At 71.8% G+C, this 21,666-nt stretch carries 18 protein-coding genes; 8 read left to right on the top strand and 10 right to left on the bottom strand.

The window, feature by feature from the left end; all coding sequences use genetic code 11:
• Positions 1-115 precede the first annotated feature (115 nt).
• From CRM73_RS07460 to CRM73_RS07450, 3 genes are all read right to left on the bottom strand, one after another.
• Complete coding sequence (locus tag CRM73_RS07460) at positions 116-535, bottom strand: 6-carboxytetrahydropterin synthase (protein WP_017834754.1); 420 nt, start codon at positions 533-535, stop codon at positions 116-118.
• A 29-nt stretch (positions 536-564) separates the two neighbouring features.
• Positions 565-1,572: a zinc-binding alcohol dehydrogenase gene (locus tag CRM73_RS07455; RefSeq protein ID WP_229587274.1), complete on the bottom strand. Its 1,008-nt coding sequence runs from the start codon at positions 1,570-1,572 to the stop codon at positions 565-567.
• Positions 1,573-1,686: 114 nt separating this feature from the next.
• Positions 1,687-2,157 (bottom strand): MarR family winged helix-turn-helix transcriptional regulator, encoded by a 471-nt coding sequence (locus CRM73_RS07450; RefSeq protein ID WP_126346588.1) that lies wholly within the window; start codon positions 2,155-2,157, stop codon positions 1,687-1,689.
• 75 nt (positions 2,158-2,232) lie between these two features.
• Here CRM73_RS07450 and CRM73_RS07445 point away from each other — a divergent pair, with 75 nt between their 5' ends.
• From CRM73_RS07445 to CRM73_RS07435, 3 genes are all read left to right on the top strand, one after another.
• Positions 2,233-2,880 carry a maleylpyruvate isomerase family mycothiol-dependent enzyme gene (locus tag CRM73_RS07445; protein ID WP_035923331.1) on the top strand — a complete coding sequence of 216 codons (648 nt, stop codon included), beginning with the start codon at positions 2,233-2,235 and terminating at the stop codon, positions 2,878-2,880.
• A gap of 73 nt (positions 2,881-2,953) precedes the next feature.
• Positions 2,954-3,487: an alpha/beta fold hydrolase gene (locus CRM73_RS07440; protein ID WP_017834750.1), complete on the top strand. Its 534-nt coding sequence runs from the start codon at positions 2,954-2,956 to the stop codon at positions 3,485-3,487.
• A gap of 52 nt (positions 3,488-3,539) precedes the next feature.
• Entirely contained in the window at positions 3,540-4,469 is a 930-nt protein-coding gene (locus CRM73_RS07435) for a hypothetical protein (RefSeq protein ID WP_126349770.1), read from the top strand.
• 2 nt (positions 4,470-4,471) lie between these two features.
• Here CRM73_RS07435 and fmdA read toward each other — a convergent pair whose 3' ends face one another.
• The 6 genes from fmdA to CRM73_RS07405 form a co-directional block, all read right to left on the bottom strand.
• Positions 4,472-5,725, bottom strand: coding sequence for a formamidase (gene fmdA / locus CRM73_RS07430; RefSeq protein WP_035923336.1), 1,254 nt, complete (start codon positions 5,723-5,725; stop codon positions 4,472-4,474).
• A 40-nt stretch (positions 5,726-5,765) separates the two neighbouring features.
• On the bottom strand, positions 5,766-6,050 hold the full coding sequence (locus tag CRM73_RS07425) for an FmdB family zinc ribbon protein (protein ID WP_109221354.1): 285 nt from the start codon (positions 6,048-6,050) through the stop codon (positions 5,766-5,768).
• Between the two features lie 162 nt (positions 6,051-6,212).
• On the bottom strand, positions 6,213-7,640 hold the full coding sequence (locus tag CRM73_RS07420; RefSeq protein WP_229587273.1) for an FAD-binding oxidoreductase: 1,428 nt from the start codon (positions 7,638-7,640) through the stop codon (positions 6,213-6,215).
• 111 nt (positions 7,641-7,751) lie between these two features.
• Positions 7,752-9,539 carry a M23 family metallopeptidase gene (locus tag CRM73_RS07415; protein WP_229587272.1) on the bottom strand — a complete coding sequence of 596 codons (1,788 nt, stop codon included), beginning with the start codon at positions 9,537-9,539 and terminating at the stop codon, positions 7,752-7,754.
• A 184-nt stretch (positions 9,540-9,723) separates the two neighbouring features.
• Positions 9,724-10,248, bottom strand: a complete 525-nt coding sequence (locus CRM73_RS07410; protein WP_126349768.1) for a DinB family protein — start codon at positions 10,246-10,248, stop codon at positions 9,724-9,726.
• Positions 10,249-10,361: 113 nt separating this feature from the next.
• The gene (locus CRM73_RS07405; protein ID WP_229587271.1) at positions 10,362-11,879 is read right to left on the bottom strand and encodes an MFS transporter; all 1,518 of its coding nucleotides are present in this window, start codon (positions 11,877-11,879) and stop codon (positions 10,362-10,364) included.
• A 122-nt stretch (positions 11,880-12,001) separates the two neighbouring features.
• Between CRM73_RS07405 and CRM73_RS07400 the strand changes: the two genes are divergently transcribed.
• Positions 12,002-12,547 (top strand): TetR family transcriptional regulator, encoded by a 546-nt coding sequence (locus CRM73_RS07400; protein ID WP_031283706.1) that lies wholly within the window; start codon positions 12,002-12,004, stop codon positions 12,545-12,547.
• 10 nt (positions 12,548-12,557) lie between these two features.
• On the opposite strand, the gene CRM73_RS07395 is transcribed toward CRM73_RS07400, so the two are convergent.
• The gene (locus CRM73_RS07395; protein ID WP_109221359.1) at positions 12,558-13,121 is read right to left on the bottom strand and encodes a uracil-DNA glycosylase; all 564 of its coding nucleotides are present in this window, start codon (positions 13,119-13,121) and stop codon (positions 12,558-12,560) included.
• Between the two features lie 229 nt (positions 13,122-13,350).
• Here CRM73_RS07395 and CRM73_RS07390 point away from each other — a divergent pair, with 229 nt between their 5' ends.
• From CRM73_RS07390 to CRM73_RS07375, 4 genes are read left to right on the top strand one after another with little or no spacing between them, the layout of a single operon-like run.
• Positions 13,351-14,550 carry a hypothetical protein gene (locus CRM73_RS07390; protein ID WP_229587270.1) on the top strand — a complete coding sequence of 400 codons (1,200 nt, stop codon included), beginning with the start codon at positions 13,351-13,353 and terminating at the stop codon, positions 14,548-14,550.
• A 50-nt stretch (positions 14,551-14,600) separates the two neighbouring features.
• Positions 14,601-15,341, top strand: coding sequence for a DUF1326 domain-containing protein (locus tag CRM73_RS07385; RefSeq protein WP_109221361.1), 741 nt, complete (start codon positions 14,601-14,603; stop codon positions 15,339-15,341).
• A 2-nt stretch (positions 15,342-15,343) separates the two neighbouring features.
• Positions 15,344-16,213, top strand: a complete 870-nt coding sequence (locus CRM73_RS07380) for a DUF2182 domain-containing protein (RefSeq protein WP_115163465.1) — start codon at positions 15,344-15,346, stop codon at positions 16,211-16,213.
• A 39-nt stretch (positions 16,214-16,252) separates the two neighbouring features.
• On the top strand, positions 16,253-21,628 hold the full coding sequence (locus tag CRM73_RS07375) for a multicopper oxidase domain-containing protein (protein WP_115163464.1): 5,376 nt from the start codon (positions 16,253-16,255) through the stop codon (positions 21,626-21,628).
• Positions 21,629-21,666 lie beyond the last annotated feature (38 nt).

Genomic DNA, 21,666 nt, shown 5'->3' with positions numbered 1-21,666 from the left:
GCCGGGCGCCCCAGGGCGTCCAGCGCCGCCACGAGCCGGCGGTCGTAGAGCGAGCCGCCGGTGGGCCGCCCGCCGTCGTCGGGCACCACCACGTCGATGCCCGCGCGCGCGGTGCTCACCGGGCGGGGGCGGGCCCGCCGCGCTCGCTCAGCACGGGCAGCTCGAGGGTGTAGGAGGCCCAGGCGTCGGGTGTCTCCCGGAGGGTCACGGTCAGCCGCTCGAGCCCTTCGACGAACGCCGCCCCCGCCGCGAGCCGCTCGGCGACGTACTGGGCCAGGACCTCCGTGGTGGACAGCCGGCCCGCGAAGTCCGGGTGCTCGTCGAGGTTGCGGTAGCGCAGCCCGTCGAGGACGCCCGCGAGCAGGTCGTTGGCCACGCCGATGTCCATGACCACCCCGTGCTCGTCGAGGACCGGCCGGGACCAGGTGGTCTCCACCACGTAGGTGGCCCCGTGCAGGTTCTGGGCGGGACCGAAGAACGGGTCCGGCAGGCTGTGGGCGATCATCATGTGGTCTCGGACGGTCAGGGTGAACACGGAGCTCCTCGGGTCGGTGGGGGGGGCGGTCAGTCGTAGTGCACCACGTGGCACAGGATGTCCGGGGCTCCTGCGGCGAGCCGCGCCATCGTGGCGGGCAGCTCCTCGAACGAGGAGCTCCCGGAGAGCAGGGCGTCGAAGCGGGGGTCCCGGAGGGCGTCCAGCGCGGTGGCGAGCCGGTCGGCGGTCGTGCGGCGGGCCCGGCGGGCGGGGGCGACGACGCCCACCTGGCTGGCGCGCAGCTGCAGCCGGCGGGCGTGGAAGTCGGCGCCGAGCGGGACGGCAGGGTCCTCGTCGCCGTACCAGGACAGCTCGATCAGCTCCCCCTCGTCGCCGAGCAGCTCGAGCCCCCGCGCCAGGCCGGCGGCGGTGGAGGAGGCGTGCAGGACGACGTCGCACTCCCCCGCGGCGTCCTCCGGCAGCACGTGCTCCACGCCGAGCCGGGCCGCGAGCACCCCGCGGGACGGCTGCGGGTCCACGAGCTGCAGCCGGGCCAGCGGGAAGCGGGCCAGCAGCGCGGCCGTGCACGCGCCGATCATCCCGGCCCCGACCACGGCCACGCGGTCCCCGAAGCGGGGCGCGGCCTCCCACAGCGCGTTGACGGCCGTCTCCACCGAGCCCGCGAGCACCGCGCGCCCGGAGGGGACGTCGTCGGGCACCGGGGTCACGGCGGAGGCCGGGAGCACGTAGCGGTCCTGGTGGGGGTGGAGGCTGAAGACCCGCCGGCCCACCAGGTGCTCCGGCCCCTGCTCCACGACGCCCACGGAGAGGTAGCCGTACTTCACGGGGCCGGGGAAGTCCCCCTCCTGGAACGGGGCGCGCATCCGCCCGTGCACGCGCGCCGGGACGAGGCCGCGGTGGACGAGCGACTCGGTGCCGCGGCTGACCCCGGAGCGCAGCGCCCGCACCAGGACGTCCTCGGGGCCCGGGACGGGCAGCTCCGCGGTGCGCAGCTCTCCCCGGCCGGGCTCCACGGTCCAGTAGGCCCGGCCGGTGCGGGGGTCCTCCGGCGGGGCGGGGTGAGCGGCGTCGGTCATGGTCCCATTGTGTCCTGACGGCCGCGCCGCGCCACCGGGTGACCACGGCGCGCCCCCGTGACCCCCGTGCCCCGGCCGACCACGCCGCCGCGGGGTCGGCCGGGCGCCGCCGGGTCAGCCGGGCGCCCCGTGGTCGGCCGGCGGGGAGCGGACGCCGCCGGGCTCCTCGTGCAGCTCGGCGAGCCCCCGGCGCAGCGCGGCATAGCGCCGCGCCCCGAGCCGGCGCCGCCACTGCTCCTCCACCTCGGCGACCACCCCGGCCGCCACCGCCTGGGCGGCCCGGCCGCGCTCGGCGACGCTCACGAGCCGCGCCCGGGCGTCGGCGGGATCGGGGCGCCGCTCCACGTACCCCTCCTCCTCCAGGGCCTGCACGAGCAGGCTGGCCGTCTGCTTGGTGACCCGGGCCTGCTCCGCCAGCTGCACCGTGCGGGTGCCGTCCGGGCCGATGCGCTGGAAGATCCGGGCCTGCGCGTAGGAGAGGTCCGCGAAGCCGGCGGCGTGCAGGGCCTCGACCACCCGGATCTCCATGTCCCGGTACGGGTAGTACAGCAGCAGCCCGGTGTTGGTCCCCGCGTCCTCGTGCATGCCCACCCCTTGACACCGTGGCCGTCGCCGCCGGAAAATTCAGTCAGGAAACCTGACCATCTGGAGGAGATTATCATGGACCGCGACGCCATCTGGGACGCCGTCCACCGGGAGCGGTCCGCGCTGGCGGACCTGCTCGAGACGCTCCGTCCCGAGGAGTGGGACCACCCCACCCTCTGCCCGGGATGGGCGGTGCGGGACGTCGCGGCGCACGTCATCGCCTCGCCCCAGGTCGGTCTCGCCGATCTCGTCCCGGCCCTGTGGCGGGGCCGCGGGGACTACAACCGCGCCCTGTACCTGGACGGCCGGGCCCGCGGCCGCCGGCCGGTCGAGTCGATCCTCGCCGACTACCGCCGCCTGGACGGCTCGAGGCGCCACCCGCCGGGAACGACCGTCCGCGAGCCGCTGCTGGACGTCCTGGTCCACACCCAGGACATCGTCCTGCCCCTGGGCCGGCACCACGCCATGCCCCCGGAGGCCGCGCGCACGGCCGCCGACCGGGTGTGGTCCATGCCCTTCCCGTTCCGGGCGCGCCGGAGACTGCGCGGGGTGGCGCTCACCGCGACCGACGTCGACTGGCACGCCGGCAGCGGTCCCGAGGTGCGGGGCGCCATCGACGCGCTCCTGCTGCTGCTGACCGGCCGCACCGCGGCGCTGGACCGGCTCGAGGGGCCCGGCCTCGACGTCGTGGGAGCGGGCCCGGGAGCCTCCCGCCGCTCTTGACACCTCGCCGCGGCGGCGGGGACGCTGGTGGAGGCGGCGTCCGCCGTCACCTCCCCCGTCCCCGAGGTGACCCATGGTCCAGCGCATCCTCTTCCTGCACGGTGCCGGGCCCCAGCCCCGCACCGGCGACAACCCGGTGCTCGAGGCCGTGCGGCGGCAGTGGCCCGATGCCGACCTCGTGGCCCCGGACCTCCCGAGCCCGGAGGATCCCGACCCGGACCAGTGGCAGGAGGCGATCGGCCGGGCCGTCCGCGCCATCCCGGACGAGCCCTGGGTGATCGTGGGCCACTCCCTCGGCGGGTCCGAGGCCCTGCGCTTCCTGTGCCACCGGATCCCCACCCTGCTGCAGCGCGTCGTGACCGTGGCGGCCCCGTGCTGGTGCCCGGAGCACCCGGACGTGGAGGAGCAGGGGTTCGCCCTGCCCTCCACCGTGGGCCGGAAGCTCGCGGACCTCGAGATCGTCGTGGTCCACGCCGAGGACGACGACGTGGTGCCCCCCGCCCACGCGCGCTGCCTCACCGAGCGGCTGCCCTCGGCCCAGCTCGTGCTGCTCCCCTCCGGCGGGCACCTGCCGACGTCCTGGACGGACCGGGGTCTCATTGCGTGAGGCGGACCCGCCCGGCTCGGCAGGACGGCCGCCGTGCGAGAGCATGGGCACCATGAGCCGATCGCACCCGCAGCACCGCAGGACCGTCCGCACCCTGGGGGCCGCCGCGCTCCTCCTGGGACTCACCGTCCCGGCCCCCGCGGCGGCGCTCCCGGCCGCCCCGGGCGGTGCGGCCGCCACGACCGCGGCGGTCACCGTCCCCGCCTCCTGCGGTCCGGCCGCGGGCCCGCTGCCCGCCGCGGCGCAGGACGACCGGCGTGCCCTGACCACCGCGCTGGACGGGCTGAGCGCGGCGGTGGGCGCCGAGATCGGGCTGCTGGTGCAGGACGCGGACGGCCGCACGGTCTTCGCCCACCGCCCCGAGGTGTCCGGCATGGAGGCCAGCCTCTCCAAGGTCCCGCTGGCCCTCACCACCATGCGCCTGGCCGCCGAGCGGGACGGCCGGCTCACGGAGCAGCAGCGGGCCCTGATCCGCGACAGCGTCCACGAGAGCGGCAACGAGTCCACCACCGCTCTCTACGGCGCGCTCGGGCCCACGCTCTCCGCCATGGAGGGCGAGCTCAACGAGACCTACGACCTCATGGGCGTCAGCTCGACCCGGTCCTCGGGCGGCTGGGGCCACAACCTGACCACCGCCTCCGACCAGCTGGCCGTGCTGGGCACGGTCGTCCACGGGGCGGACTGGCTGCCCGAGGAGGACCTGGCCTGGCTGCGGGAGCAGATGCGGCCCACCCATCCGTCCCAGACCTGGGGCGTGGGCGCGGCCCGCGCGGACGGGTCCGGGGCGGCGGACTCCCTCGTCAAGAACGGGTGGCTGCCGGACGCCGGCGGCGCGTGGGACACCCACAGCGTGGGGCGCACGGTGTCGGGCGGGACCGCCCACCACATCGCGGTGCTGGGCTCCGGCTACCCCTCCGCGGCCTGCGGCCAGGACGTGGCCACCGCCGTGGTCGACCTGTACCTCGCGCTCGGGACCGGCTGAGCTCACGCGGCCGCGTGCGGCGCCCCCGCGCCCGGATCCACCCGGTGCGGTCCGGACGCGGACGGCCGGACGTCGAAGTCGAAGATCGCGGTGGGCAGATAGACCGTGGCGCAGGAGTTGGGGATGTCCACCACCCCCGAGAACCGGCCCTCGATCGGCGCGGCGCCCAGCAGCAGGTACGCCTGCTCCGGGGAGTACCCGAACTTCGTGAGGTAGTCGACGGCGTGCAGGCACGCCCGCTGGTAGGACAGCTGCGAGTCGAGGTAGCGCTGCTCGCCGTCGAGGGTCACCGAGGTGCCGGAGAAGGCGATCCACTCGCTGTACTGCGGGTCCGTCCTGCCCGGCAGGAAGATCGCGTTCTCCGTGACCCCGTAGGTCTCCATCCCGCCCTTGATGACGTCCACGTGGAAGTCGATGAACCCGCCCATCTCGATGGCGCCGCAGAACGTGATCTCGCCGTCGCCCTGGGAGAAGTGCAGGTCGCCCACGGAGAAGTTCGCGCCGTCCACGAAGACGGGGTAGAAGACGCGGGTGCCCTTGGTGAGGTTCTTGATGTCCTGGTTGCCGCCGTTCTCGCGGGGCGGCGCGGTGCGCGCGGCCTCCGCGGCGACCCGCTCGACGTCCGGGCCGGGAACCCCGCCGAGCAGGGCGTTCTCCGGCTCGGGCGGCAGCGCCAGGGGCGGGACCCGGTCCGGGTCGGTGGCGATGAGCGCCCCTTCGCGCGCGTTCCACCGGGCCAGGAGCTCCGCGGAGGGCGCGGTGCCCATCAGGCCGGGGTGGACGATGCCGGTGAACGAGACCTCCGGGACGTGCCGGGAGGTCGCGGTCTGGCCGCGGAAGTCCCAGATCGCCTTGTAGGCGTCCGGGAACCGGTCGGTGAGGAAGCCGCCACCGTTGGACCGCGCGAAGACGCCGGTGTACCCCCAGCCCTGCCCGGCCAGGGGGCCGGAGTCCTCCTGCGGGATCGGGCCGACGTCGAGGATGTCGACGACGAGCAGGTCGCCCGGCTGGGCGCCCTGCACCGCGAACGGGCCGGAGAGCTTGTGCACGGTCGTCAGCGGCGCGTTGAGGACGTCCTCGGCGGAGTCGTCGTTGACGATCGCGCCGTCGAACCACTCCCGGCAGTGCACCCGGAACGTGTCCCCCGGTCGCACGGTGGCCACCGGGGGGATCTCCGGGTGCCACCGGTTGTGCCCGACCAGCTGCTGGTCCTCGAACGGCCGTGACGAGTCCAGGGGAAAGATGAGCTCCGGCATGACGTGCCTCCTTGGCGGCTGTGCTGCGGTGGTGTGCCTCTCAGGGCCGGGGAAGTCTGCGGTGCAGGGGGTTGCCGGTGGTGCGGGTCGCTCGCCGGGAGCCGGGCGGGGGCGCGGCGACGACGTCGGGCTCCGCGGCGGTGCGCTCGGTGCGCTCGATCAGCCGGGCCGCGGGGGTGCCGGCCCGGGAGAGCCCGGGCGCGCTCATCAGCCGCCGCGCCGCGGAGCCGCAGCCGGGGCAGTCGCTCTCGCGCGTGGCCGCGCCCATGCCCAGCAGGACCTCGAAGTCGCCGCACTCCCGGCACCGGTACTCGTAGATCGGCATGCGGGGCGCCTCCCGGGAACGCGGGGTCTCTGGACTGACGACCCTAGTGCGGGGTCCGTGGCCGGGGAAGGGCTGCCATCGACATCGCCCGGACATGACGGGGCGGGGCCGCAGGTTCCTCGGGGCGCGAGCCCGCACCAGGAGGCCCTGCCGGACGTGCGCTCAGGGCCGGCCGGGCGGCACGTTCAGGTTGTGCCGGAAGAGGTTCCCGGGATCGTAGCGGTCCTTGAGGGCGGCCAGCCGCTGGTGCTTCTCCCGCCCGTAGGCCAGGCGGGCCGCCTCCACCGGGTCGCCCCCGAGCTCGGCGTCGGGCCCCATGAGGCCGACGTACTCGCCGTGCTCGGCGAACGGCTGCATCGTGTCCCGCACGGTCCGCACGAAGGCTGCGAGGTGCTCGTCCTCGGCCGGGTCGTGCCGGACGCCGTGCACCGTCAGCCAGTACCGTGCGGACCGGTTGGGGAAGGCGGTGGCCTCCTCGGGCACCCTGCCGAAGGCGCCCTCGAGGTGGTGGACGTCGATGCCGGTGCCTCGGCAGGTGATCCCGGAGGCCAGCCCGACGAGGACGTCGACGACCTCGTCGTCCAGCCGGGAGAAGGGAAGGTTGCGCCAGTGGCCGTGCGAGCCCCGGGGGAAGAGCCCGTCCCGCGCCCCCTGCCACGCGAGCCAGGGCGTCGGGCCCATCTCCTCGGCGTCGGGCGGAGCGTCCTCCCGCAGTCCGTCGACGACGTCCAGGCCTGCTGCGTGGTCCTCCGAGACCCAGCTGAACCCCACGGTCAGCACCGGTTCCTCGCCCATCCCGGCCGCCGGGGGCGGGATCGCGAAGGTGAGGACCGGGTTCATCTCGTCCGGCAGACCGCGCGACCACGCGGCGAAGGCGGACAGGGCGCCCGCCCAGCGCGGCCTTCGGTAGTGGAGGTTCCCCGCGAGCACGGTGGACGGCAGCCGGCGGGCCCGGAAGGTGAAGGAGGAGACCACCCCGAGGTTGCCCCCGCCGCCGCGGAGCCCCCAGAACAGCCCGGCGTTCTCCTCCTCGCTGACGTGCAGGTGGTCGCCGGCTGCGGTCACGACGTCGGCGGAGTCCAGGTTGTCGAGGCTCAGCCCGTTGCTGCGGGTCAGCCACCCCATGCCCCCGCACAGGGTCAGCCCCGCCACGCCCACCGCGCCGGTGAGGCCGCCGGGAACGGCGAGGCCGTGCCGGGCCGTGGCGCGGTCGAGAGCGGCGAAGGTGGTGCCGGGCTCCACGCTCACGAGCTGGTTCGCGGGATCGACGACGACGCCCCGCAGCCGCCCGAGGTCCAGCACCAGGCCGCCCTCGACCGTGCCGTGGCCCGCCACGCCGTGCGCGGCGCCCCGCACCGCCAGCGGCAGGCGCGTGCGCTGGGCCGCGGCCAGCGCCAGGTCGATGTCGGCGAGGTCCCCGGCCCGCACGAGAGCCCGGGGACGGGCGTCGATCAGGCCGTTCCAGACGCGGCGGGCCCTGTCGTAGTCGGCGTCCCCCGGCTCCACCAGCGCCCCGGCGAGACGGCCCCGGAGTTCCTGGAGCGCCCTGGTCGTCCCGTGGTCCGGCGCACCGTGGTCGGTGGTGCTCATGGCTCCCGCTCCCGCGCGAAAATAATTCGTCGGCCCGGGGCAAATTCTAGTCGTCCGCGTTCCCGACTCGGCAGATGACCTCGTCACGCCTGCATAACTCCGCGCGGGACGTCAGGGACGGACGGTCCCGTCCGCTCCGGCGGCCGGCCGGAGCTCGGCGGCCGGAGCCGCCCCGGCGGCACCGGCGCCCTCCGCGGGGCCGGCCGGATCGGCCGGGTCGGTGGTCCCGGTCCTGCCGGTGGCCGGCCCGGCCGCGGCCTTCGGCGCCGGGCTGTCCGGCTCCGCGTCCTGGTCGTTCGGGATCCCGTCGCCGTCACGGTCCAGGTCGTCCTCGTTGCGCAGGCCGTCGCCGTCCATGTCCGGGTCGTCAGCGTTGTCGATGTCGTCCCCGTCGATGTCGGAGTCCAGCTCGTTGGGGATCTTGTCCCCGTCGATGTCGGGATCCTCCATGTCGATGGTCCCGTCCCCGTCGGTGTCCCGCACCGCGTCCGGCACGACGACGGGAGCGACTCCCGGCTCGAGCTCGGGCTCCACAGGATCGGGCTCGACGGGATCAGGCAGGGTCTCCACCGGGTCCGGCACGGTCTCCACCGGGTCCGGCACGGTCTCCACCGGGTCCGGCACGGTCTCCACCGGCGCGGGCACGGTCTCCACCGGATCCGGCCGGTCAGGCTGCGCAGCCGGCGACCCCGGCGTGGTCGGAGTCGGTGTGAGAGCGACCGGAGGGGGCGTGGTCACCACCGGGGCTGCTGGGGCGGCCTCCACCTGCTTCGCCGGCTGCTTGGCGTTCCCGGTCTTCTCGGCCTTCGCCTTCTTCGCGGCGTCGGCCTTCGTCTTCTCCGCCTCAGCCTTCGTCTTCTCGGCCTTCGCCTTCTCGGCCCGCTTCTTCTCTGCCTCGGTCTTCTTCTTCGCCGCCTCGGCCTTCTTCGCCGCATCGGCCTTCTTGGCGGCCGCCGCCTTCTTCGCCGCATCGGCCTTCTTGGCGGCCTCCGCCTTCTGCGCGGCCGGGTCCTCGACCGTGCCCGGGACGGGGACCTCGAGGGAGTACTTGCTGCGGGAGGCGGGGATGACGCGCATGCCGTCGACCCAGTCGAAGGACTGCGGGTCGACGGCCTGCCCGTCCACCCAGGTCTCGAAGTGCAGGTGCGGGCCCGTGACCCGGACGCCGGTGGCCCCCACCGTGCCGAGCTGCTCGGAGGCGGCGAGCCGGTCCCCGGTCCGGACCCGGACGTCCTCGAGGTGGTTGTAGGTGGTCCTGATCCCGTCCGCGTGGGTGACCTCCACCCGGTTGCCGCCCCAGACGTCCCAGAACACGGCCGTCACCACGCCGTCGAGGGCGGCGACGACGGGCAGGCCCGCCGCGGCGGAGACGTCGGTGCCGTTGTGGAACTCGCGCCCGCCGCGGTCCGGGGCGATCCGCCAGCCGAACTGGCCACCGGGCAGGACGGCGCCGGGCCGGGCCGGCGCGATGATCGTGTTGACGGGCAGCTCGCCCTGGTACAGCTTCGGCGCCTGCCGGCCCGGGCGCACGGTCGAGGCCGACTCGCGCCCCCCGTCACCGCGGCCCGTCCCGGCCCGCCAGGAGCCCTTGCCCGCTCCGCCGTCCCGCACGGGCGAGGTCGTGCGGTCGTCCCGCAGCGGCCCGGCCGGCGGAGCGGGCCGCTCCTGCCCGGCCGCGAGCAGGCTCCATCCGCTGTCCCTCTGCTCCGTCCGCTCCGCGGAGGCCGCCGGGGCGCCGAAGGCCGAGCCCCGGCCCTGCCCGGTGTCCGGGCTGATGCCGGAGCTGACCGCCACGCTGACGGCCACCAGCGCCGAGAACGCGGTGAGCGCGGTCACCGGCGAGGACGCGCGCTGGCGCAGACCGGGGCGGGCGGGACGGCGAGAGGAGTCGCGGGGCATGACGGTGTTTCCCCCAGGATGTCGCGACGAGCGACGTGAAGATCGTGCAGGAGTTCGAGGTGCTGGGACCCAGCGTGATCAGCTTAAGCGAACGGAGTCTGACCACCGAGGAAACTCCCGTCCCCACATCAGCGCCTTGTCATGCGACGACTTGATGCAAAAGCAAACACCTCGGGACAGGCGGTCAGTAGGGCCCCGACCACCCGTCCTCGAGCAGACCGCGGGCGTAGGCGGCCTGGCCGAGGTGCTGCGCGGCGTCGTCGACCGTGCTCACCAGGCGGGCGCCACGGGTGACGGGCGGGGTCCACGACCGGTCCACCACGTCGTCCAGCTGAGCCTCCGTGAGTCCGTGCACGTACGCCACGGTGCGCTCGACCACCGCGTCGAGGTAGCCGCGCAGCAGGTCGGGGGACGCCACGCGGATCCGTGCGACGTCCTCCGGCCCGTCTCCGAAACCCATGGAGGAGTCGGGGACGTCGAGGCCGAACCGCCCGCTCCACCCCTCGGCGGTCCACACCTCCTCCGTGCCGGCGAGCTGGGCCACCTGTGCGTCCTGCTGGCGGGACGCGTGCCACACCAGCCAGACCACGGAGTTCGCGGTCCCGCCCGGCATGGTGTGCAGCACCTCCGCCGAGATGCCCTCGAGCACGTGCTCCGCCACCTCGGACGGGCGGCGGGCGGCGTCCTCGAACAGTTCCTGCGGCGTCATCGCGACCACTCCTTCCACACCGGGGGCCGGGCCGGCCCCTGCCGCCGAGCCTACGTCCCCCGGGGCCCGTGGCGCCGGGTCCCGGTGAGGTGACGGCCCGGGGGGCGGGCGGGTCAGCGCACGGCCGGCCGCAGCATGCGGGCGACCGTGAACGCCGCCAGGACCACCACGGCCGTCATGACCAGGGCCGTCCAGTGCATGCCCGCCGTGAACGCGGCGACCGCCGCCTCCTGCACCGCGGGACCGAGCGCCCCGGCGCCCTCCGCGACCTCGACGGCTCCGCCGAGGGTCTCGTGCGCCGCGGCCGAGGAGCCGGCGTCCAGGGCCGCGGGCAGGTCGAGGTGGCGCTGGTAGAACGCGGTCAGCAGTCCGCCGAGCACGGCCGTGCCCAGCACCGCACCGACCTCGTAGCCGGTCTCCGAGATCGCCGAGGCCGCGCCGGCCTTGTGCGGCGGGGCCGCCGTGAGGACGAGGTCGTTGGACAGCGTCTCGGCGAGTCCGATGCCGGTGCCCACCAGGCAGAAGGCCACGAGGACCACCACGGCGCCGGCGGTCGCGGAGAGGTCCGCGAGGGTGACCACGAGGAAGCCGGTCGAGGACAGGAGGATCCCCGCCATGATCACGGTCCGGGGGCTCAGCCACCGCACGGCGCGCACGGCCACGAAGCCGGCGAGGACCGTGAGGACGAGGCCCGGGACCATGGTCAGGCCCGCGGTCATCGGGTCCAGACCGACCACGAGCTGCAGGTACTGGGTCAGCATGAACAGGAACCCGTAGAGCCCCACGTTGCCGAGCACGTTGACGGTGACGCCGCCGCGGAAGCCCGGGTGCCGGAACAGGCCGAGGTCGAGCATCGGGTGCGCCAGGACCGCCTGGCGCCGGACGAACAGCACACCGGCCAGCACGCCGAAGGCCGCGCTGAGCAGACCCTGGAAGAGCTCCCCGGAGGCCGTCGCCGCCTTGATGCCGTAGACCACGGGGGTCATGGCGAGCATGGCGAGCAGCACGGACGGGACGTCCACCGGCCCGGGCCGGGGGTCGCGCGACTCCGGCACCAGCAGGGGGCCGAGCACCAGCAGGGGCAGCAGCACGGGCACGGACATCAGGAACACCGAGCCCCACCAGAAGTGGTTGAGCAGGAAGCCCCCGACGATGGGGCCCAGTGCGGCGCCGCCGCTGAAGCCGCCGGCCCACACCGCGATCGCGATCCGGCGCTGCCCCGGGTCCAGGAAGATGTTGCGCAGCAGGGACAGGGTCGCAGGCATCAGCATCGCGCCGAAGAGCCCCATGGCGGCCCGCCCCGCCACGAGCAGCTCGGCGGTGGGCGCGAAGGCCGACGCCGCGGAGACGGCGGCGAAGCCCGTGCCGCCGATCAGCAGCAGCCGCCGGCGGCCGATCCGGTCCCCCATGGAGCCCATGGGGATGAGCAGGCCGGCGAGCACGAGGGGGTAGACGTCCACGATCCACAGCAGCTGCGCGCCGGTGGGGTGCAGCGCCTGCGAGATGGTGGGCAGCGCGAAGCTCAGGGCCGTGTTGTCGACCGACACGAGCAGGACGGGCATCATCAGGACCGCGAGCGCGGCCCATTCGCGCGCACCGGCCGTGGGGCGGGGCGTCAGCAGAGTGGTCATGGTTCACCTCCGGGGAACGGATGGGGAGCGGACAGCCTCAGTAACTGTACCGTCTAGACGGTACAGTTATGGGCGAGCTGACACAATGGGCACCACGTCCGACCCAGGGAGGTCTTCCTCACATGCCCCGCCCACCCGTGGCCCGGGACAAGCTCCTGGCCGCCTTCGAGCAGATCGTCCTCGACGACGGCGAGCGCGCCGCGACCCTCGACGCCGTCGCCGCCGCCGCCGGAGTGTCCAAGGGGGGTCTGCTCTACCACTTCCCGCACCGCCAGGCCCTCGTGGACGCGACGCTGCAGCGCCTCGAGGAGCTCATGCAGCTGGACCTCGAGGCCATGGCGGCGGCGCCGGACGGGGCCGCGCGCTACTTCCTGGTCACGTCCCTGTTCGAGGACAGCCGGCTGGACCGTGCCCTGATCGTGGCCTCCCGGCTCGTCCAGGCCGGGGACGAGAACGCCCGGGCCGCCCTGAAGCGGCTCGAGGTGGCGTGGTACGAGCTGATCCTCGCGGACGTGGGCGACCCGGTGGTGGCGACCGCGGTCCAGCAGATGGGCGACGGGCTCTACCACAACGCGTCGATCGGCCTGCTGCCCGACGGCAGCGCCCGGCGGCACACCATCCTGGAGCACCTCCTGGCCGCGGTGGACCGGCTCAGCCCACGCCCCTGAGCGCGCCTGTTCAGGCCCGTGCAGCAGCGGCCGCGCGCAGCGCGACGAGGATCCGCTGCCGGGTCTCCGCCCGGCGGTGGCCGTTGCGCAGCGAGGGGTGCGGTACGCCCAGCACGGGCAGCAGCCGCGGCGGGTCCTCGACGGTGAGCAGCCGCATCATCCCCGTGAGCGCCGGGGCCCCGAAGGTCACGACGACGCGCAGCTCCGGCAGCGAACCGACCAGTTCCCGAAGAGCAGGCTCCGCCTCGACGAGGTCCTCCACCCTGGGCGGCCGGTGCCGCCCGTCCGCGTCCCGCAGCGCCCAGGGCACCACGTTCCAACGCAGGTAGTCGCCGCGGGCCAGCCCGGACTCCTCCCGCAGCCCCTTGAAGACCCGGGCGGTGGGATCAGGGTTGTCCTCGGAGCTGAAGCCCCGCTCCCCGGCCGCCACGGTGGCCGGCCCTGGGGCCTCCATGAGCACGAGCACTCGAGCGCCGGTTCCGCCGCCGTCGGGATCGACCCACGGCACGAACCGGCCGCCGCTGCGCCAACCCCGGACCAGGGCGTTGAGCGGGGCCACGTGGGGCTGGTCCACACGGGCGCGCTTGCTCGGGACCGGAGTTTCCGCTGAATTTTCCGAATTCAAATCGTTATCCCATCCATTAATAAACCGACGGGTAAAGGTATTTCTGTTCAATTCTTTTTCTACCGCCTGGTGTTCACGCCTTCGTGACCATGAAACACGCTGTCACATGCGGTGACGCGTCTAGATTAATCCGCATCAGCTTGTTGCGAATTCTTTTGCCCGGGCCCGGAGGATTGCCATGCCGCAGCACACCGAACGTCTCGCAGAAGTGGGTCCTATCGATCCGAGGACCGGTTTTCCCTTCTGGTACGAGGATTTCACAGGACTCCGGCTCGAACTGGTCTGGGCGCCCGGGGACGACTTCGCACCGGTCGTCATCGATCCGGAGGAGAGCGGACCGCTGCGCGACATCGGCGCGTTCCCGGGAGAGTCCTTCTACCTGTCCGCTGAGGCGCGCCTGCCCCTCGGCGGAGGGGAGGACGACGCCGAGGCCCGGGTGATCCTGGCCCTCGAGGCAACCTTCGCCACCGAGGGCGTGCTCGACGGTCAGCAGATCGTCTTCGGCAGGGTCCGCTTCCGCGTCGACGAAGGCCGGCCCGACACCATGTACCTCCTGACGCACCCGTACGGCACCATGACCGTGACCACCGACGAGGACGGTGAGGGCTCCGCGACCGAGGACATCGGCCTCAAGCCGTTGGACTTCGAAGGCGCCCTGACCTCGTCCATCGCCCCTTTCCTGCGCTGGACACCCGACCCCGACCTGGATTTCGCCCGGTACGTCGGAGACGGCGGATCCGAGCACACCGTCACCGGCAGCCCGCTCGGCACGAACTATGCCATGGTCGAGGGTCCCGGCGTCGGCTCGGGCGGTGGCGGTCCGGATCCGAACGATCCCACGAACCCGGACAAGGTCTACACCGATCTGTTCGTGCTGCAGGGCCGGGTCGCGAGGACCCACGGCGCGGAGATCGGGCGCGCCGTCTACACCCGCAGCGCGGCCGGCGAGGTCGTCGTGGCGGTGTTCGCCCGGTCGATCCCTGGCCAGCAGCTGACGCTTGCGATCCCCGCTCTGCCGGACACACCGATGCAGGGTGGCGAGGACATCCATTACCTCGCCCGCGTCGACGCCGGCGGCTCCGTCCCCGAACAGATCACCGTCACGAATACGACCGATCCCACGCCCGTGCCCACGACTGCCGACGTCGTCGACGCCGTGGAGATCACCCAGGCCGACTACAGCACCCCCGCCCGGACGCTCACCGTGGCGGCCACGTCGAGCGATGAGCAGAGCCCGCCAGCGCTCACCGTGACCGGCCGCGGCGGGCTGTCCGGACCGGTCGGCGTCCTGACCGGCCTCGACGCCCCACCACCCGTCATCACCGTCACGTCTGCTGCGGGCGGCTCGAGCACCCGCAGCGTCAGGGTCGTCGGCTGAGCCGGTCGGTCCTTCTCCCGCACACCGCACCGGACCAGCAAGGAACCATCATGGAGTACACACTGGCAGGCCAGTTCCTCGAAGCCTGCGACTGCACCGTCATCTGCCCCTGCTGGGTCGACGACGACCCGGTGGGAGGCCACTGCACCGGCTTCATCGCCTGGCAGATCGACGAGGGCGACACCGCCGTCGTGAACGGGATCCCGGTGGGTGGCTGCACGGTGGTGAGCGTCGCCACCCACGGCGGCAACCGCCGCGACACCAACAAGACCACCACGATGCTCTACATTGACGTCCCCGCTGAGCAGCGGGCCTCTGCGGACGCGGACGAGCAGCACCGTGCTCTGGCCGATCTCTTCAGCGGCCGCTTCGGCGGCCCGTTGAGCGATCTCGCCCAGGTGAACGGCACCGTGGTGGGCGACCGCCGTGCGAGCATCTCGATCAGCCCGCCCAACGAGAAACACTGGACGGTCACCGTCCGTCCCGCCGACGATCGCTCCGGCACCGTGTTCGTCCAGGCCAATGGGAGTCCCAAGGTCTTCGACGCCCAGCGAGGAAACAAGGAACCCCTCACCCTTGAGCACACCGCCATCTCCTACGAGCTGAGCGCCGCGGGATCGGTCGAGGCGCAGGACGGGGAGCGTCTGGTCGTCAACGTCGGCGCGCTGCCCGGAGGAAATCTCGAGGTCACCGGCCGGTCCGGCATGCGCGGTGCCTTCCACTATGACCATTCCGCCGACCAACCGGTCGCATCAGGAGCAGCCGACACTGGCACCGCCCAAGGACGGTAGACGTGGCCGCCACCTTCTCCGCGTCTCCACGCGCGGTTGCCCGTGACCGCAGGGTCGATCGAAAGCTCGTGGCACTGGGCGTGCTCATGGTGGCGGCCGCCGCCTGGGGCCTGCTGTTCCTGGTCCACGACCCAGCCGGCCACGGAGCCGGGCATCTCTCCACCGGTGACGGAGGAACCGCCCTGGTGGCAGACAGCCCACACGCGCACCACGGTGGCGCAGCCGCCGTTCTTCCGGCCGCGCTGATCGGTGGGCTGGTCGCCGTTGGGGGATGGGCGCTGATGGTGGTCGCCATGATGCTGCCTCCTGCCCTACCCCTTCTGCAGACGCTTCGGCAGCTCGTGTCCCGGCAGCCCGACCCGTGGCGGCTGACCGTTCTCGGAGCCATGACCTTCGTCGGCGCGTGGACGGTCGTCGGAGCGGCCGTCGTCGCCGGGGACCTCGGCGTCCGGGCGCTGGCCGAGCGCAGCTGGCCGGAAGCGGACCCTCGGTGGGTGACGGCGGGAGTGCTCGTGCTGGCCGGAACCTACCAGTTCACGCCGCTGAAGGATCTCTGCCTGCGAGGGTGCCGCAGTCCACGCAGTTTCGTGCTGGCCCATTGGCAGGGCCGGCGCTCTTCGGGAACGGAGACAGTGGCGCTGAGCGGTGCCTACGCCCTGTCCTGCATCGGCTGCTGCTGGGCGCTCATGCTGATCTGCTTCGCGGTCGGCACGGCAGCCCTTCCCGTCATGGTGGCCCTGGCCCTGGTCATGGCCGCCGAACGCCTCGCGCCCTGGGGGCGCCGCCTCGTGCGGCCGTCCGGGCTCGTTCTCATCGTCCTCGGTGCCGTCACAGCGCTGGCCGCTGCGGCTTCCGCCATCCCACTGCTGTAGGAACCGCCCGCCGAGTACGGGCCGACATCGGAGCTCGCCATGCTACCCATCGACAACAGTTTCCGTACCTACGACGTCGTCGCCATGTCCTTCCCGATCGTCTACTCGCTGGAAGGTGACCACGACCCCAACGGTCTCCTCTACACCCTGCGGGTGTACGAACCCCTCCTGAAATGGGCGAAGGAGCAGCGGGAGAAGGACGACGAGTACCTACCGAGGATCCACCGCAGATCCCAGCTCATGGAGACGGTGGTGGACGGCATCCCCCGCTACCTGCGCATGAGAGAGCTCCTGGCACAGTCCACCGAGGACGGAACCTCCTTGGACAACGGAGATGAGGATGTCAGCTATCTCCTCAATGACTGGGGAAGCGACGAGGAGGTCTTCGCGCGGGAGGAGCACGACGCCAGGGAGCGACGCCCAACCCCCAATCACCGGGCCATCCGACAGAACTACCGCGCCACAGTGGACGAACTGGTGCATGCCTTGCGTGAGTTGACCGAGGGGCGGATCACCAGGCTCGTTGACGACGTCGACAAGTTGAATGAATGGCGTGATGACTGGTCCGCCCAGCTCAAGTCGGCCGAATGTGGGATTCACAGGCGGCTGAAAGAGATCAATGACCAGTGGCCAGCCATGCTGGAGCAGTATCGCCGGGATCGCCCGGGATCCCAGCTGAGTGATGAGGACATCGAGCGGTTGCTCCGCAACGACCACGATGCCTTCAAGAATTGGCACATGGGCAAGGACGCCCCGAAGTACGCGTGGTTCAATCCTCTGCGGCCAATCCCTCTCGTCCGTCCCCTGGTGCTGCGGGCCCGTCGCGGTGAGGAGTTGGAGGTCCACTTCGAGAACAGCATCCGCGGCCGCGAGGTCGGGCTACACGTCCAGGGAGACGGTCTGGCCGGAACTCGCGCCGATGGCAGCAGCGGTAGCGGAGTCAGGTACGGTGACGGCGCCTGCGTGGGCGACAACGACCCCACGACGGTCCCTTACAGGCACAGGATGATCTACCGGTGGAACTGCGCGCGCGAAGGTGTGTGGCCGATCAACGACCTGGGGGACGTGCGGGGCACCGACCGCGGGACGAACAACCACGGACTCTTCGCCGCCCTCGTCGTGGAGCCCGAGGGGGCCCAGTGGCGGGACCCCGAGACCGGTGCTCGGCTGGATGACACGGACCATCCCGACGGCCTCTACGTCGACGTCGTGCCGAGGGTCGAACAGGGCCTGACGGACGCCCAGGCTAAGGCACGGCACCCGGACGAGTTCGTGGACTTCTACTTCCACGGGAAAGAGTTCAGTTTCCGCGAGTTCACGGTGTTCTTCCACGACGAGACGGAGACCCACAGCGGTATCCCGCACCCACTCCCCCACTCGGCGATGCCGTTGTCCTACAGGGCGGAACCCATGCACAACCGGCTGCCCTACCGTCTCCGGAAGCGCCACCGGCTGGGCACGTCCTGGGTCGAGATGCGCGCTGAGGACGACGACATCGACCACTCCGCTGTCGAGATCACGCTCGACAGGACACTGGGTGAGGAGTTCTGGGTCGCCAAGGACCACCGTGCCGCCGTCCCGGACGTCGCGCACCTCGAGCCGTACGCCGAGGAACGCAAGAAGGGGTTACTCGAGCGCGTCTCCGGGGAGGAGCAGCACCACAGCGCCTGGCTGTTCGGGGAGTCCGTGACCCCCACCTTGCGCGCCTATCGGGGCGACCCCTGCCGGGTGCGCCTGGTCCACGCCGGCGTCAAGGAAACCCACGTCTACCACCTGCACGTCCACCAGTGGCGTGCCGTCCCGCAGGACACGGCTGAGCCGTCCGAGTGGAGGCCCGGTAAGCCCCGTGGTTCCCAGCTGCTGGACTCCGTCTCCATCGGACCCCAGACCGCCATGACCATCGACCCGCTCTACGGATCCGGCAGCCGCCAGCACGCCGTGGGCGACATCATCTGGCACTGCCACCTCTATCCGCACTTCCACCACGGCATGTGGGGGCTGTGGCGTAGCTTCGATCGCAAGGTGACCGGGAACCTGGCCTATCCGGACGGCACCCCCTGCGCACCCCTCGTGCCGTTGCCAGGTCGCGAGCCTTTGCAGTCGGACAATGCGCACCCCGGTTTCCCCTGGTTCATCGACGCTACATTCCCCCGCAAGTCCCCACCCCCACCCGTTCTGGACGACGAACACAAGGACTGGCGCCGCGAGCTCCTGCGCATGGGTGAACACTCCCAGCAGGAACTAGGAGCCTTCGACCCGGGGTGCGTGACCAATAGGCGCCCTGGTGCGCTTTTCGTCGATCTGGATGACATGGCCGCACGTTGGAACCGCAAGGCAAGAGTTCCCGAGCGGCGACTCCTCCGCTATGACATCGAAATGGGAGACCGGCGGATGACCTACAACTCCGCCGGATGGTACGACCCCATGGGCCACCACTACAAGTTGCGCAAGGTCGAGGTCCTTCGCCTGGATCAGAAAGGTGCTGTGGATCCGAATCTCACTCCCTTGAAGGATGAGGCTCCGGTGAATGGGTACGGGGTAAGTGTCGACGCGTTCTTCCCACGCGCCAATCACGGCGATGTCGTGGAGCTGCGGCTCTACAACACGGTGAAGTCCTTCCCCCCGGACCACTTCGATCTGCCCGCTCACCCGGTGGAATGCGGTCTGCACGTGCATCTCGTGAAGTTCGACGTGCTCGCGGCGGATGGCTCAGCGAGTGGATGGAACTACCTCTCCGGAGCCAGCTCTCCGGAGGTCATCCCGGAGGACAAGGGGCCATTCAAGAGAAACTTTTCCGTGCACCGCTGGGTGGTGGACGAAGAGTTCGGGACGTGCTTCTTCCACGACCATCTGCTGGCCAACTTCCGGCAGAAGCGGGGGCTGTTCGGTGCGCTGATCGCCGAGCCCAACGGCACCCGCTGGTACCTCCCGGACCAGAAGACCCCGGCCTGGGTCGGTTCGCAGGCCGTCGTGCTCCCGCGCGACCGCGGCGCGGACGCTACCAAGCCCAAAGAAGCGGGCATCGACGCTCCGTTCCGGGAGGCCGGCCTCGCTCTCGGCGATTTTGTGCCCCTGAACCGGCGGAAGACAGCACGCCCTGAGATGCCTGGTCTCCCGGGACGGCACGATGAGCCGCTCAATGAGCCGAACCAGCTGGGCGGCGACGACGACCCCGGCGTGATGGGCGTCAACTACCGTTGCGCTCCGCTGGAATACCGGGGCAAGGACCCTTCCGAGTGGTTCAGCTCCAACCGCTCGTCGATCGACATCGACGCCCTGGAACGCCAAGTCTTCGCCGACGCCGAGGCCGAGCACAGAGCGCTCGACGAGGCCAGGGTCCGTGCCCGGCCGCTCGACCACCCGTGGATGCCCGCGAATGGCCAGGATCCGGGGGCCGGTGATGGACAGGACGGAGCGCACGGCGAGGACCATGATCGGTGTACCCCCCACTGGCCGGTGCCGCCGAAGACGAGCGGAGATCCGGACACGCCCGTGATCTACACCTATCCCGGAGAACGGTTGCGGCTCAGACTCCTGCAGGGGTCGCACGAGGAGCAGCACAGCTTCATGCTGAACGGCATGCGCTGGCGCAAGGACTGGCAGAACCGTCGGTCGCCCCTGGTGAACCAGCAGACGATCGGCATCTCCGAGGCCTTCACCGTGGACATCGACCCGGAGGACGCGAGCCCCTACGGGGTCGGTGACCACCTGTGGCAGTTCACCGTCATGGACGACCTGTGGCTGGGGTGCTGGGGCCTCATCAGGTCTATGGCGCCCAGTATCGACAACTATCGCCACCATCTCCTCCCCCTGCCGATCATCACCAAGTACGCGAAGGGAAAAACTGCAGCAAAGTCACCTAAGGCACCGTTGTGGAAACTCCCCGTCCCGCCGAGGAGGGAGGAACTCGATCGGGCTCTGGAACGGGGCCTCAACGCTCAGGCGTCCCGGTTCGGGAACCAGCGCCCGGCCCGGGGACCGAACGGAAAGTGGCCGGCGGACGAGGTGCGCGAGTACGTGGTCGTCGCCCAGCGCCACGAGCACGAGTATGCCGCCCATGCGCTGACCGACCCGTGGGGACTCATCTACAGATCGGCTCAGCACGCCGTGCCCGAGAAGGATCGGGATGGGCAGGAGACCGGCAACGTCCGGGCCGCGGGGGTGGACCCCTCCGATGAGCCGCTGGTCCTGCGGGCCCATCCCGGGGAGTGGCTCAAGGTCACCCTCATCAACGAGGTGCTGCTGCCGGAAGAAAACCTTCCTGGACAGAACTACTCCGTCAGGGATCCCCGGTTGCCCGACTTCGGCCCGGAGGTCAGCCCGCCGCGACTGCCGGTCGAACACCGCGATCACCTCGGCTATCCCGACCGCCGGACGGTGAGCCCCCGGGTGTCCCTGCACCCCAGTCTGCTCCTGTACGACGTGGTCAGCGACGACGGCTCCTACGTGGGCCTCAACCACGACAGCACCGTGGCAGCTCTCGACGTGGACAGCACCGCCCATGTGGTCCACGGCGACGAGGCCGCGGCCGGAGCCGTGGTCCACCGCTCGGACCACGGGATCGGGCACAGGGATCCGAACTGGCGGGAGTACTGGTGGTACGTCGACGACCTGCTGGCGCCGCAGTCGGACCAGAAACCCGACGAGTCGAAGAGCCCCCGACCGGGACAGGTCTGCTATCTCTTCGACATGGCCGACATCCGCAACCACCGGCACCACGGCCTGATCGGGGCCGTCGTCGTCGAGCCGCGGGACGTAGTCCCTGTCGACCGTCACGACGAACGCAAGGAGCAGTGGGTCGGTCCGCACGTCCACCTGAAGCGCCGGGAGGACCGGGGCGACCCGCGCGAGCAGCAGAAGTGCGAGGAGAAGTGCCCCTGCCCGCACGTGCACACGAAGTGCGAGGGGAAGATCCTCGGCCAGGAGCTCGTGCTCTTCCTGCAAGACGGGCTGCGCCACTTCATCAACGGCGACGTCGACCTGCCGATGCCGGACATCTCGCCCAGCGACCCTCCGGTCGACGTGGGACAGAAGGCGATCAGCTACCGGTCGCCTCTGACACCGCACCGCCGGCCCATGGCGCTGCCCAACCTCACGGCCCCGATCATCGAGGTCCGGGACGACCTGCCGATCTGGTGGCGGCTGGTGTGCGCGGGCGACAAGCCCCGCAACCACACCTTCACCGCGCACAACTTCGCGTGGGACACCGCGCCGTGGGTGCGGAAGGTGAAGAACTCCAGCCCGGAGTCCGGCTCGGTCACCGCGATCTGCGGCGGCTTCGTCCAGGACCTGGTGATGACGCCGGAGACCAGATGGGATCCCGGCGACCATGCCTACCGCAGCGGCGCCTTCCGGTGGGCGGTCGGCCAGGGCATGTGGGGGATCCTGCGCATCGAGGGCCGGGAGGACCAGTGATGCTTCCATCCGGCACGGCTTCCGCCTCCCAGTGAGGG

Source organism: Kocuria sp. CCUG 69068 (assembly GCF_020833785.1).
GTDB classification, from domain to species: domain Bacteria; phylum Actinomycetota; class Actinomycetes; order Actinomycetales; family Micrococcaceae; genus Kocuria; species Kocuria rosea.
This window is presented reverse-complemented; position numbering and strand designations above follow the sequence as displayed.